Source organism: Bacillus sp. EB106-04-02-XG92, assembly GCF_058791995.1.
Genome location: NZ_JBYTEA010000012.1, coordinates 117,983 through 132,445 on the forward strand (window position 1 = coordinate 117,983; position 14,463 = coordinate 132,445).

13 protein-coding genes are annotated in these 14,463 nt (G+C 33.0%); 6 read left to right on the forward strand and 7 right to left on the reverse strand.

Translation table 11 applies throughout. The features are described 5' to 3' along the window. Positions 1 to 52: 52 nt before the first annotated feature. Positions 53 to 1,840 carry an oligoendopeptidase F gene (pepF, locus tag AC3WVA_RS23830; RefSeq protein WP_098346076.1) on the forward strand — a complete coding sequence of 596 codons (1,788 nt, stop codon included), beginning with the start codon at positions 53 to 55 and terminating at the stop codon, positions 1,838 to 1,840. Positions 1,841 to 1,893: 53 nt separating this feature from the next. Here the strand turns inward: pepF and AC3WVA_RS23835 are convergent, their stop codons facing one another. The 4 genes from AC3WVA_RS23835 to AC3WVA_RS23850 all read right to left on the reverse strand — a co-directional run bounded on the left by AC3WVA_RS23835 (position 1,894) and on the right by AC3WVA_RS23850 (position 6,624). After that, entirely contained in the window at positions 1,894 to 2,715 is an 822-nt protein-coding gene (locus tag AC3WVA_RS23835; protein ID WP_098346077.1) for a MerR family transcriptional regulator, read from the reverse strand. A gap of 38 nt (positions 2,716 to 2,753) precedes the next feature. After that, positions 2,754 to 3,731, reverse strand: a complete 978-nt coding sequence (locus tag AC3WVA_RS23840; protein ID WP_098346194.1) for an agmatine deiminase family protein — start codon at positions 3,729 to 3,731, stop codon at positions 2,754 to 2,756. 378 nt (positions 3,732 to 4,109) lie between these two features. After that, complete coding sequence (locus AC3WVA_RS23845; protein ID WP_142321015.1) at positions 4,110 to 5,267, reverse strand: agmatine deiminase family protein; 1,158 nt, start codon at positions 5,265 to 5,267, stop codon at positions 4,110 to 4,112. 226 nt (positions 5,268 to 5,493) lie between these two features. Further along, the gene (locus AC3WVA_RS23850; RefSeq protein ID WP_492322203.1) at positions 5,494 to 6,624 is read right to left on the reverse strand and encodes a serine hydrolase domain-containing protein; all 1,131 of its coding nucleotides are present in this window, start codon (positions 6,622 to 6,624) and stop codon (positions 5,494 to 5,496) included. Positions 6,625 to 6,884: 260 nt separating this feature from the next. Here AC3WVA_RS23850 and AC3WVA_RS23855 point away from each other — a divergent pair, with 260 nt between their 5' ends. Further along, on the forward strand, positions 6,885 to 7,115 hold the full coding sequence (locus AC3WVA_RS23855; protein ID WP_098346079.1) for a hypothetical protein: 231 nt from the start codon (positions 6,885 to 6,887) through the stop codon (positions 7,113 to 7,115). Positions 7,116 to 7,225: 110 nt separating this feature from the next. On the opposite strand, the gene AC3WVA_RS23860 is transcribed toward AC3WVA_RS23855, so the two are convergent. Further along, positions 7,226 to 8,458, reverse strand: a complete 1,233-nt coding sequence (locus AC3WVA_RS23860; RefSeq protein WP_142342067.1) for an MFS transporter — start codon at positions 8,456 to 8,458, stop codon at positions 7,226 to 7,228. Positions 8,459 to 8,543: 85 nt separating this feature from the next. On the opposite strand from AC3WVA_RS23860, the gene AC3WVA_RS23865 reads away from it, so the two are divergent. From AC3WVA_RS23865 to AC3WVA_RS23875, 3 genes are all read left to right on the forward strand, one after another. Further along, a complete protein-coding gene (locus AC3WVA_RS23865; RefSeq protein ID WP_492322204.1) occupies positions 8,544 to 9,386 on the forward strand; it encodes a LysR family transcriptional regulator in 843 nt (280 codons plus the stop codon). A 2-nt stretch (positions 9,387 to 9,388) separates the two neighbouring features. Beyond that, entirely contained in the window at positions 9,389 to 9,898 is a 510-nt protein-coding gene (locus AC3WVA_RS23870) for a DUF3916 domain-containing protein (protein WP_098881547.1), read from the forward strand. A 93-nt stretch (positions 9,899 to 9,991) separates the two neighbouring features. Beyond that, positions 9,992 to 10,669: a YdcF family protein gene (locus AC3WVA_RS23875; protein ID WP_098346082.1), complete on the forward strand. Its 678-nt coding sequence runs from the start codon at positions 9,992 to 9,994 to the stop codon at positions 10,667 to 10,669. Between the two features lie 48 nt (positions 10,670 to 10,717). On the opposite strand, the gene AC3WVA_RS23880 is transcribed toward AC3WVA_RS23875, so the two are convergent. Together AC3WVA_RS23880 and AC3WVA_RS23885 are read right to left on the reverse strand one after the other, a co-directional pair. Next, positions 10,718 to 11,662, reverse strand: coding sequence for a glycerophosphodiester phosphodiesterase (locus AC3WVA_RS23880; RefSeq protein WP_098881548.1), 945 nt, complete (start codon positions 11,660 to 11,662; stop codon positions 10,718 to 10,720). Positions 11,663 to 12,042: 380 nt separating this feature from the next. Then, entirely contained in the window at positions 12,043 to 13,662 is a 1,620-nt protein-coding gene (locus AC3WVA_RS23885) for an FAD-dependent oxidoreductase (RefSeq protein WP_492322205.1), read from the reverse strand. A 456-nt stretch (positions 13,663 to 14,118) separates the two neighbouring features. Here AC3WVA_RS23885 and AC3WVA_RS23890 point away from each other — a divergent pair, with 456 nt between their 5' ends. Beyond that, on the forward strand, positions 14,119 to 14,463 hold the full coding sequence (locus AC3WVA_RS23890) for an ArsR/SmtB family transcription factor (RefSeq protein WP_492322206.1): 345 nt from the start codon (positions 14,119 to 14,121) through the stop codon (positions 14,461 to 14,463).

The following is a 14,463-nucleotide window of genomic DNA, read 5'->3' on the forward strand; positions in this document are numbered from 1 at the left end:
GTATTTCATAGTTATATAGGAATATAACTACATATTTAGAAAGGAAATGATTATGACTGAACTTAAAGATCGACTACAAGTAGATGATAAAGAAAAATGGAATTTAACGGATATATACCATAGCATTGAAGACTGGGAAAGCGATTTTCATAAAATTGAAGTATTAACGAAAGAATTACACGAGTTTAATGGAAATATATACGATGGCAATAGCTTATTAGCTTATTTAACAAAGAGTGAAGAAATATCTAGCATAATATCTTTAATGTTCGCTTATGCACGATTACAATCTGATCTTGATACGCGTGATACTGATGCCCAATCTCTTGTCGATAAAGTGTCACAATTACATGTAAAAGTAAGTGCGGCTAAATCTTTCTTTTCTCCATTCTTACTTAGCGTAGATGAAAACACATTACATTCTTACATAGAAGAAGCAGAAGGCTTACAATATTACAAAGAAGACTTATTTGAATTATACCGTTATAAAAAACACGTATTGAATAAGGACCAAGAAGAGATTTTATCACAAATGGGCGAAGCACTTTCCTCTCCTCAGCATACATACGGCATGTTAAATAATGCGGATATTCTATTTGGTGAAATTACGACTGATGATGGAGAAAAAGTAAATTTAACACGCGGAATGTATGCAAAGTTAATAGAAGATGAGAATCGCGAGAAACGTAAAGAAGCCTATAAAGCTTATTACAAGCCATACGTACAATTAAAAAATTCTATCGCTTCTACTTTATCTGCTGCTATTAAAAATAATGTTACTGTTTCAAAGCTAAGAAACTATCCATCAGCTTTAGAAAAATCATTATTTGGCGACATGGTTCCGAAAGAAGTATATGAAAATTTAATTAATACGACGAAAAAAAACATTCAATCACTACATACTTATAATGAACTTCGAAAAGAAAAATTACATGTAGATGAACTACGCCAGTACGATTTGAGCGTTGATTTAGTAACGGGTGTAAAACAAGACATTCCATATGACAAAGCGTTTGACATCATGATTGAATCACTAGCTCCATTAGGTGAAGAATATATTGAAACATTAAAAAGCTTTAAAGATAAACGTTATATTGACGTGAGAGAAACGCCAGGAAAACGTTCCGGCGCTTATAACTTTGGTGTATACGGTGTTCATCCTTTCATTCTTTTAAATCATCACGATGATTTAAATAGCCTTTTCACTCTTACTCATGAATGTGGACACGGTATGCATACGCACTATTCACACGGATACCAACCAAGAATTTCTGCACACTATACTATTTTTGTTGCAGAAGTCGCTTCTACAGTAAATGAAGTGCTATTAATTCATCATTTATTAAAAGAAGCAAAAGATGCTAATGTACGTAATCATTTAGTAAATCACTTCATCGACAAATTTAAAGGCACTTTCTTTACACAAATTATGTTCGCTGAGTTTGAAAAAATCACACATGAAATGGCGCAGCAAGGTAAACCATTAAATGCTCAAGTCTTTAGCGAAGTTTATGAAAACTTGTTTAGAGAGTATAATGGCGACTCCCTCGTATTTGACGAAGAAGTAAAATATGGATGGGCTAGAATACCGCATTTCTATCGTCCATTTTACGTATACAAATACGCAACTGGATTCGCTTCTGCAATCCAAATTGCAGATAAGTTATTAAGCGGCGATCCAAATGCGCAAAAACATTATATTGAATTCCTTAAAGGCGGAAGTTCTGACTATCCATTAAACTTACTGAAAAAAGCTGGTGTTGATTTAACTACGCCAGAACCGATTGAAAGTGCACTAAATCGTTTTAGCTCACTTGTTGAAGAGTTTTCAGCATTATAAAAAGCATGCAGAGTATATACTCTGCATGCTTTTTCATTTCGGTTACTTTATTCTCAGTTTGTTTTCATAACTAAAAAACAAATTTGTGTCACATATTCCTCTACTAAACAATCACATTCAGGTCCCTTTACGTAAACCTCATATGGCGAATCCTCTATTACATAACCATTTCTTTCAATCCATTTTTCTAACGCTATATATGCGTAACCTATATAGTCGTAACTTCCATAGTGCATAGTAGTAACGATTTGATGCGGATTTAGTTTTTTTATTTCGCATTCTTGTACTACGTCTTTATCGTTCTCATGCAAAATTGGAACTCTTAATTCAATATCGCTTTCATTTGGGATATACTCTTCATCATAAAAAACCGTAGAAGGCGAGCCGACTATTTGAAAGTTATGCTTTTGTACCTTTTCATATAAGTCATAAAAATAATCATCCATATCATCTATATTTATTTGTAACCTTTGAGTAATTACCGTTATTTCATTTCTCATTCCAATTAATATATCGTAACTTCTATGGCGAGTAATATGCAGACCATTATTCACATTTACCATTTCATTCATTTCTGAAATAACCTGTAAATTTTGCTTCACTTCATGAGACAACTCTATAATTTGCGCTTGCATATGTTTCACAAACGAATCTTGATCTGATGACTGCAAAATGATTTTAATTTTAGGAAGAGGGAACTTATACTCTCTTAACTTTTTTATTTTCAACGCTATTTCTAACTGCCCTTGCTCATAATATCTATACCCATTTTCCGGGTTCACATATGCTGGTTTTAATATATTCTCTTTGTCATAATGCCTTAGCATCCGTGTACTCATTTTACAGATCCGCGAAAACTCAGTAATTGTATACATATACTTACCCCTTGAATACATTTTCTTATATACTTATTTTAAAACCAATCAAAAATCTTCCTAACTGAAAAATCTTCATTCTGATTGTTCAATCTTTTCATTTTTGAAGGTAACAAATGATGAGGACAATTCCACGTTAAACAATTTATTCCGCCTCCCATTGTTGATATTTCTCCTACATGAATTTGAATAGCTTGTTTCTCCGTATACTGTTGAATATATCGTAACACTTCCCTATCTTTAGCTAATCCAAACTTGGGAACGTAAATCGTATCACATGTTTCTAACATATTTATATACAACCCTTTTGCCGACGCTATTTCTTCATCATATTGTTCCTTTTTTGTATATGACGATGGAACAACTATAAATTTAGCTTCTGGCATTTGCTCTTGAATAATCTCTTGAACATTATATCTAAATTCATGATCCCCTAAAAAATCACTAATAAACATCGTATGTTCATCAATAAATTTAACCATTCCATCTGCATGTGCCAGTACATCCCCTTCTTCAGCAGGAATAATAATAACTCGGCTCACATCTAAATCCCATTCCAGTTGCTCTATAATTTCTTCTTCCTTCCAATCATAATTATCATCAAATATGCGTTCCGTTACTATAACAGTATCTTTTTTATTCCAAATAAGATTTCCACCGTCTAATATCAATGGGGATTTCACATATTCGAAGTCGTTCTTTTTCAACCATTTATTAAATTGTTGATCTAAATATCGCCATTGATCTTTCGGTAAGTAAATGGGTTGATATTTAAATTTAACTAAATGATTTGTGACGACTGGTGCAACATCTCTTAGCCAAATATCATCATACTCAAAAAAGCTTGTATGAAAGTTTTGTTCCTCAACAGATAAAGAAACCAGTTGATCAGCAGCAGATTTATGTTCATTTAAGTATTCATTAAAATAAATCAGGTCTTCATAAAATGGACGGTAATATTCATTTGATTTATCTGGTATTGCAGTAAAAATAATTCCATTTGTTTTTTGTGCCATATTATTTACCTCGCTTTTTAATAATGCTTGAATAACTAATTTCACTATGCCAACTACTTCCCTTTTCATAACCATTTTCGAAACGTGCACATTTCATGAATGGATTATAGCACGGCGAAATATTATATATTTATATAAAAAATATATAGCCTTGGTTGAGCGAAAAATTGATTCTTGACAGGGTTTTAAAATACAATAATAAAAATTTATATGAAAGTATGAAATTTAATAATAGAATCCTAAGTCCTATCATTATGAAACTAGTTAATATTATTCCTTTCAATGCCCTTGCTCCTTTTTGCGAAAAATAAAACATGACAAAATAGATAAAGGTAACAATGTACCTATTTTTTCCGTAGGTTGCTACATTTTAATCGATTACTTCAATTGAATCGGCTGTTGCTGTGTAACACAATGAATCATGCCACCATTTTTATAAAGCTCTCTTACATCAATACCAACTACTTTACGATCTGGATATAACTTCTGAATCGTATCGTTTGCGATTTTATCATTCGGATCATTATAATTAGGCACCAACACCACTGCGTTCCCAATATAATAATTGATATATGATCCTTTATAATCGAGAGCTTTTCCATTTTCTAAAATAACATTCTCTTTACTAAGAGGTAAGTATTCATATTTATATTTCTGTCCTGACGCATTTTTTGCATCTAACAATGTGTCCATATCTTTGTTCGACAACCCCCATTCAGCTAAGTCATCTTCTTTCATCGTTACAATGGTAGATTTACCATGGAATTTAGCAAATCCATCGATATGGAAATCAGTAATATCTAAATTAGGTACTCCATCTAACCAAATAAAGTTTGATACTCCTAGGTCACTAATATATTTTTCAATTTCCCTTTCTGATAAATCCGGATTTCTATTTTTATTTGTTACCGCACTCCTAGTTAATAAAGCAGTCCCATTACTGTCTAATTCAATTGCTCCACCTTCAAGAACAAATTTCCCCCAATCAATTCTTTCAATCCCTACTTGTTCACTAACATTTTCACGTACACGAGCATCATTTTTATAAGGAGTTTTCTTTCCCCAACCATTAAATGCTGGATCTAATATTTTGAGATTTTTATTATTGTCATAAACAAAAATTGGTCCACTATCTCTCGCCCATACGTCATCAATAGGAGCAATAATGAAATCAATTTTATCCATATTCAGTCCTTTATCTATTAAAAGATTATTGATACGCTCTTTCTCCCCCTCATCGTATGCGACAATGTGGACATTTTCCCCCTCGGTTAAAGCACTTGCCATCTTAACCCAAATCGGCTCTACTTCCTGCCTATACTCTTCACCATATGTGTATTCATGAGGCCATTGCAACCATGTACCTTCATGCTTATCTTTTTCATCTGGCATCGTATATTTTCCAACCTTTTTCTGTACCTCTATTTTTTCATGCTCTTTCCCTTTTGCATTTTCATTACCACCTTCAATAGAACAACCACTAATAATCGTTGTGGACAATACACTTATTAAACAAAACTTTACTACTTTTTTCATTTTTTCAACCTCCTGTTCCTATCTCCAATACTGTAAAGTTTCACATAATGTGAAGCTCAAGCTTTTTCTTCAATGTAAAAATTCCCAATCATTCTTTACATTCCTATCATTTAACTACCTATATGTATTTATTCAACTACCTTCCTTATCTACTTATTTAGCACGCTGAACTTTACGAAATAAAAAAATCGGTATTGATCATTACATATCAATACCGATTTTAAAATTATTCTTTTCCTTCTATTAAATCATTCGCCATTTTCCTAAACTCTTGATTAAATACATCATTCATACCATTTTGAACGTTAGAGAATAATATAACAAACGTTTTTTTATCCCAGTTAAAATTATTAAAAGTATTCCAACCTGATAATACGCCGTGGTTATGATAATAATCTGGATACGTATAGAAACTAAATCCATATTTTCTTGCAGGTGATGCAGTAAACATATCTAATACGCTTTGTTTAGAGAGCAATTTCCCATCCATAATAGCCTCATCTAACCTTTTCATATCTTCAACAGTCGTATACATTTCACCACACCCATACAACCAGTTCATTTTTAAGCGAGGTGTAGCTATTAACTCATTATCTTTTCTCGTATAACCTTCTGCTAAAAAAATATCTTCAGGGAGAGTTGCACCCATTCCAGATTCATGCATTTCAACGGGAGTAAAAATATTTTCTCTCACATATTCAGCGAGCGGTTTATTTGCTATCTTTTCTACAATATACGCAAGTACCATATAATTATAGTCTGTATATTTCCATCCTGTCCCTGCAGGAAATTGCAATTTTTGCGCTCCAATCCACGTTACTAACTTTAATCGTGACGCCGCATTCACCCTACCTTGTCCTTGATCTGGTAACCCGGACGTGTGTGTTAACAAATTTCGTAACGTAATGTTTTTATCTGCCGGAAACGATGGAATATACTTATTTACATTGTCTTCAATGTTCAATTTCCCTTTTTCCTGTAGCTGCATAATAGATATTGCAACGACTGTTTTCGTAATAGAACCAATGCGATATTTCGTTCTTGGCGTTGTTACTACTTTATCTTTCACATTCGCATACCCATAACCTTTTCTTAAAATCACATGGTCTTTACTAGCTACAAGAACGCTCCCATTAAATCCTTTATCTTTTAAATATTGATCTAGTTTTCCGGCTGCAACTTCATAGCGCTTTTTCTCATTTGCATCAACTTCTTGCATACCGTCCTTTTGCTTACTATTTACATTAGAAAATGCCTTTATATCATATTTCTTACCTTTATTTGCATGTATTAGTGCAACGACACTCCCACAAAAAATAGCAAAAATAAAGAAAACAATTAACCATTTCTTTAGCATATTAGGAACCCTCTTTTATCTAGTTTCACTTAACGCGCATCCATTCTATTCTATATCTGTTAATTTTCAAATACTTATAATATTACCTATCTATTATTCACCTAATTAAACTAGATTCCTTTTTCTCACATTGAGTTTTTGGCTACTCTCTATTGTATTTCTTTCTTGCAAAATTTCCACCTTACAATCGGATACACTCTACTATAATTTCAACAGCTTATGTAACATTTGTTACACATTATCAAAAAGGAGTTATAAACATGAAAAATACTGATAAACGCAATCGTTTAGATCATATGATGTTCCATTACAGAGTAACAAAAAATAACATAGTTTTAATCGAATATTACGGAAAACAAATTATGATATTAAAAGGAAATGATGCTGAAAAATTTATAAACAAAATAAATCATGCACATAACGATACAGAAAAACAACTCATTATGGCTAAAGTGACAGGCAATTTCAAAAGAGGCAATGAACGTTATTGAAAACGAATCTCATTTATATTTTGATTATACAACATATAAAAAAAGAAATGTCGCTCATTCGGCATTTCTTTAGACTTTTTTCATAAAAAATTTACATTGCTAACTTTCTTTTATTTTTTGTTTTTACGATATAAACTCACTGCCGAAACGCTTAATAATACCACTATACATAACCACGCATACGTATAGCCTTTCTCATCTACAATATAACCAAATAAAGCAGGTGCAACAATAATAGCAATTTGATTGAATGTAAGTGCCAAACTAACTGTTATCCCAACAGAATCTTCACTCGCCAATTCAGCAACTTCGGCTATAAAAAGACTAAACCATCCAATTGAAAAGAACCCTAACAATGCACTTACACCATACAATACTTCACTCGTTACTGTATGTATGCTCATGACTAACAATAAAATCAAACCGATAGAAGCACAGACAGCTATAAATAATGGCGTGCTCCGATTCCCCTTATAAAACACATCACTACTAGCTGCTAATACAACACGGCCAATCATTCCAGAAAAGAACATCACTGAAAATACTGTTCCAGCTACAATAGATGTAATAGATTGTTCTCTTACTAAAAATTTCATGAAATGTCCAACTAACACCATTTGTAATGAAATCATGCAAATACCCGTTATATATATTGGATACAACTCTTTTTTACGTATCACTACTTTTAGCTGCGTCAAAAAAGAAATTTTAATATGTTCTTTCCTTGCATCCTCTTGAACATATGGCTCTTTATAAAACATAAAAAATAATAATCCTCCAATTATACAAATGCATGCCATACTATTTATCGCGTAAGTCACATTATATTGTATTGTAAAAAACGGGATTAGTACTCCTGCTAACGCGCCACCAATCGGTATACCAGCTTGCCTTATTCCCATCGCTAATCCGCGATTTTCTTTTGGGAACCATTTTAAAATCACTTTACTTCCTCCTGGCTGAGAAACACTATAGAACATTCCAACTAATAAAAGTACAAATAACAGACCATTAAATCCATTTACTATATTAGTTAATAAAAACGAACCTCCTAACAAAAATGAACTGATAGAAATCAACAACTTTTCATTATATTGATCCAGTAACCGCCCAACAAAAAGCATACAAAATAACGGTCCAACATTTACAACACTTACTAACAATCCACTCTCCATATTCGTAAGCGCATATTCTTCTTTCCAAAATAAAGAGAAAGCTCCGACACCATATGTTATAAGTGTCGCTGTTGTTTGAGCAATCGTCGCAAACATTAACATAACCCACTTATTAGCACGATTCATCCTTTCTTCGATTAACACTGTAATCCCTCCATCCCCTTCCATTGTATGAAAGTTCTGATATCATATAAAATAAAGATTCATCATATAATCCATCAAAAAAATTGATACCTTTTCGGAGGGAAGATGCATGGACATAAAAGATTTAACTGTATTTTACGAAGTTGCAAAGGAAAGTAATATTTCTCACGCAGCGAAAAATTTGAACTATGTACAATCAGGTGTAACAATGCGTATGAAACAACTAGAAAATGAATTAGGTGTGCCTTTATTTTACCGTAATGGAAAAGGGGTAACTTTAACTTCTACTGGTGAGATTTTATTAGCATACGCTAAACAAATTATTCACTTAATGGATCAATCTATAAAAGCGGTTCAAAGTAATGGAACTGATCCTAAAGGCACTTTGAAAATCGGGTGTACAGAATCTACAACCGCGGTAAGGCTGCCATCTATATTAACGGCCTATTATGAGAAATACCGAGAAGTCGAATTGATTTTAGAAACAAATACGACCGAACAACTAATTAGGCTTGTGTTAGAACGAAAACTAGACGGAGCGTTTATAGCAGGATCTACTCAGCATACTGAACTTCATACAAATATATTTCGTGAAGAAGAATTAGTTCTCATTAGTAAAAAACCTTTATCCTCCCTTTCAGACATAGAAGATATGAATTTACTCGCTTTTAGTCATGGTTGCTATTATAGAAGTTTATTAGAAGACTGGCTTCAAGAAGAAGACATCTCGCCTAAACGAGTTTTAGAATTCGGAACAATTGAAGCAATACTCGCCTGTGTAAAATCAAATATGGGCGTAGCAATTATGATGAAATCTATATTAAATGGTCATGCACATAACTTTTCATTTAATCCTTTACCTAATAGATTCAAAAAAGTTCCTACTACTTTTATTACTAGAAAAGACATATATCACTCAGCTGCATTACAAAAATTTATGGAGATGATTTAACAATGCGTGAAAAGAAAATACGTGGGATGAAGCGTAAAACAAACACTATGATACAGCGAATTGAAGAACATACAAAAACGTTCCCTTCTGCTTTCTATGACGATGAACATTGGTATATGCCATTACCAGTTTCCCAAGCTTTTATCGATTCGTATAAAACACCTAGAATAGTAAAACGATTGTGTATACAAACTCTATTAAATCAAGCAAACCATTTAATAAAAATAAAACCGAGCGATACACATACATATAGAGTTGTTGTTTTGATTTCTATAGAAAGATTGTGGGATTCGCAAATCATTATATTTAAAAATGAGGGGTACTTTCATAATTTCTTTAATAGAAATAGTGAATTTCAAAAATGGATTCCTCTTGCAAATGAATCTGATTTTTGGAAGACGTGGGGAATTTCAATTTGTCCTACTGCCCAAATGTTGCACTTTCAAGAAGTCATTTATGATGAAGGTGAATGCTATGAAAAAGAAATTTGGTTTATTGGAGAATTAACTTAAACGGGGCACTTTCAAATGAAAAGCTTCCCTTTTTTCACCTAACAAAAGCGCTATATAATGAATTTATCATTTTACTATATAGGAGGTTTTCAAATGGTAATCCCTAAATATCCTGATGTCCCTACTCTTACGAAAGAACAAATCGATCAAATTACAGAAATCACTTTTCTAAAAGAAATAACACCACAAAAATGTGATGTCATTTTCGTTTTCGGTGGTTCTCACCCTGGCAATTGGCAAGCTCCTCTAAAAGCTTATCAACAAGGTTTAGGAAACAAAATTATCGTTACAGGCGGTACTAGTTTGCATGGCATGAAACATCCGAGCTGGAATTATGGGGATTTATCAGAAGCAGAAGTAATTGTAAATAAATTAATTGAACATGGCGTACAAAAAGACGCTATCCTATTCGAGACAAACTCCCTCCATTCTATCGCTAATGTAATGGAAGCGAAAAAGATTTTTGATTTCACAAAAATTAATCGGCTACTATTTGTATGCAAAAGTTTAGGAGCTGGTCGGCAATATAGAACATTAAAAAAACATCTACCTAATACTATTACTTGTATTCCATATACTTTTGATACAAGTTTCGATGGTGAGTTTATCATTAATAGATATAATTGGATGGAAAATGAGAAGAGTCGCTCTATGATTTTCGGAGAATACTTGAGAAATATTTGCTACGGTAAAAAAGGCGGCATTGAGCCACCTGAAAAAGAAGTTCAAGGCTTAGAAGAATATGTATCCTACTACTATAACCTAGCATAATAGGAAAAGGTATACCAAAACGTCGGTATACCTTTTATCCTATCTCACTTATTTTTCTTTTAGTACACTATGTAATCGATCAGGATAATTTGTAAACATTCCTGTAGCACCCCATTTAATTAACAATCTCATATCTGGTTTCTCATTAATTGTATAAGGGTGAATTAACAGCCCATTATTTCTAGCCATTTTCATATATGACTCATCAATAATTAGTTCCCCTTTATCATTACGTAAGTTTGGTCCAATACCAACTGCATACTTTTTAATTTCTTGAAAATCTTCATTTGTTACACTTTTTGGTTCATGTGTAATGCCAGACCATTCAACAATCTCATTATTTTCATTTGGGTAATACCAAAGCAGTTGAACTAGCGGAATATTTTTATTCATACTATGAATCTTTGTTAAACTATCTTTACTAAATGATTGAATCATAACACGGCTAGAAGACATGTTTTGACCTACTAAATTATATTTTTTTAATAAAGCTAATAATTTCTCTTCCATTCCTGGATACACATCTGGTGATTTTGTTTCAATGTAATACTTCATGCTTCTTCCGTACTTTTGGAAGATTTCTTCAAGAGTCGGAACTTTTTGACCAACATACTCTTGCTTAGCCTTTTCTGGATAAGCTTTATTAAACCAAGATCCTGCATCTAAGCTCTTTATTTCACTTAACGTTTTATCTCGTACTTCACCTGTTCCATTTGTAGTGCGGTCAACTGCTGTATCATGCATTGCAATTAATTGGCCATCCTTAGTTAATTGAATATCTAACTCCAAATAATCCGCTTTCATTTTTTTCACTAAATCATAAGAAGCAAAAGTATGCTCAGGTGCATGTCCACTTGCTCCGCGATGTGCAATGTTTAAAAACTTATTCGTATTCCATTCATGCTTCCCTTCTGCTTTCGCATGAACAGCTCCCCCAGCAAAGATACTTCCCGTCATAAAGAAAATAACTAACACGCTAATAATTTTTCTCATCCTTCTAACCCTTCCTACGTTGCAAATTTCAACAAGTTAATGAGATTTACACGAAATAGAAGATATACTTTCATCATTTTTATAAGCTTATATAAAAATTCCAATCTTACAAATACAATTCCCCTATGTTATTACTATACTATTTATTTTCCATATCCCTCCTATTCACATGTAACTCCTTATTGATTACAGTTCATCAATAAAAAAAGCCATAAATTATTTAGAGGACACTGCTGTATCCCTAAATAAATTTATGGCTTATCTCAAATATCTCCGGCCTCGATTAACTTGTCGAAATTAATCATACCAAACCTATTAATATTTGTGAATATTATTTTTTCAGTAAAGTGAAGCTTATGAGACAATGCTTCCATAGTTACTTAAAAATTACATAATAAATTACTCATTACCTCCTCCAGTATTACATCTGGATTTACCACTGCTTTTTCCGAACGCCATCCAATAAAGCCGTCTGGTCTAATTAATACAATTCCTTCATTTTCTATCCTATATAATTCAAGAAAAACATTTTCTTGAGCAATAAAATCTCCGCTTAACCCTACTCGATACACATTAATATTTATCCCTAATTTAGATGAAACATCATATACAGCTTCAGCCCAAGAACTATTGTCTACTCCAGTAAGTAATACAAAATTGTTACCAAATAAGTCTAATATAGAAACTTCTTTCCCTTTATACATCCCCCAAAAGTGCGGTGCTCGTGTTCCAGGTCTTCCATTCAAATCTACGATATCCATTCTATGTGGAGTGGCTGATTCATCTAGTATTGCTTCTGAACAATACTGATACCCCACAGTTACAGCTAAACCATCCATATTATTCAAACTACCTTCCTTCCTATTCGCAGCACGAAACAACAAACTACTCGCATAATCCGTCGTTATTTTTGCAACAGGATACCTCTCTTTATGATATGTTTCTAACAATTTTGGATTTGCCTTCCCTTTTATAACAGCCGCTAATTTCCAAGCTAGATTGTGCGCATCTTGTATTCCTGTATTTGAACCAAACCCTCCAGTTGGCGGCATAATATGTGCAGAATCGCCAACTAAAAAAACGCGATTATCTTGAAACTTTGTAGCAGTACTTTCAGTCGCTTCCCACGGTAAAACACTTACTATTTCCGGCTCAACATTTGTACTTCCTATTGCGGTTTTAAGAATTTGTTTACAACGTTCTATAGTAAAATCCTCTGGTCGCTCTCCTTTTAATGGATCGTAGGATACATGATAAATCCATCTTCTTTCGTTATCAACTGGAATAAGCGCACCAAGAACTTCCGGATGAAGTACCATAGTAAAACCAAATGCATCTCCTTGCATAAACTCACTTAAATCCGCTTCAAAATAAATATTCATATAATAGCCACCGATTGTACCTCGTCCCTCCGTACTTATCCCTAGCTGCTCACGTATTTTACTTTTCGCTCCATCCGCTGCAATTATATAATCACAATGAATAATACTTTCTTCTTCCGTATCGCGATTCCAAATCGTTGCGATTACTCCTTGCTCATTTTGTTTATAAGAAACTAATTCATGATAAAAAGATAATTCTCCGCCTAATGTTCTCGCTTCTTGTAACATCATCTCTTCTAAAATAATTTGATAACAAGCCGTTTGTTTTGATGGACTAATCTCTTCTATTTTTCGAAGTAACTTCTCATCGTTTCCATACTGAGTCGCCCGCATTTTTGCCAATTCTTCCTTATTCGCCTCAGCTATTGTATGAACGGCTATTCTTCCGCGGCAATTTTCTATTGCTTTTCCTGCCAATTTAATTCTATTTTCTAAACCTAATTCTCGAAATAACTCCATCGTACGTAAAGTAATCCCACCTGCTTTGGGATGAATTGCAGTGGACGGGTGCCTTTCAACCAATAAATAATCAACGTTATGTTTTGCAAGGAATAGCGCAGATGCTAACCCTGATAATCCTCCTCCAATAATTAAAACTGGTACGTAATTCAATTTCATATATTTACCCTCCACATCATTGTTCTGAGCTCAGTGACATAAATATAATCAAAAAAACAACAAAGATATAGACTTATATTTCATTTTAAATTATCATATAGATAGATTACGCCCCAAATTACTTTTACTTTTTCATACATCTATAATCTGTTTGAATTATGCATGTATGAAAGAGTAAAACGAAACAACTCACTTTAGTAGAGACTAACATAATAAAAACATGATAAGCAGTCGTAACCCTATAAGTTATACAGGGTACGACTGCTTATTTTTTTAAAACTTCAACCCTTCTAGTATGTAACCCTTTTTTATCCCCTATCATTATCAACACATAAAATTTCATTCGTCTCGATTTTCTTTCCCAATATTGCAGCTCATTCAACAATCATGTAGCATTACCGTATCGATGTAATGGTTCATCATCTTAAACCTTTCGACTAATTTTTTGGAGGTAAAGTGATTGAAATGAATAAACAAGAACAATTAAATGTTATAAAAAAAGATTTTACTGATTCACAAAAAGTATTATTGGCAATTGGCGATGAAACACGTCAAGCTATTTTGTTAGTTCTCATGGAAACGGAATGTCAAACTGGATTACGTGTAGGAGAAATTACGAAGCAGACACACCTTTCTCGACCAGCAGTATCGCATCACCTTAGAATTTTACGAGAAGCGGGTATTATTTTAATGCGAAAAGAAGGTACAAAAAACTTTTATTATATTGATATACGTACAAAATTAGGTGTATTAAAAAATCTTGTATTAGATATCGAAAAGCTATTGCACAACTTTTATTGA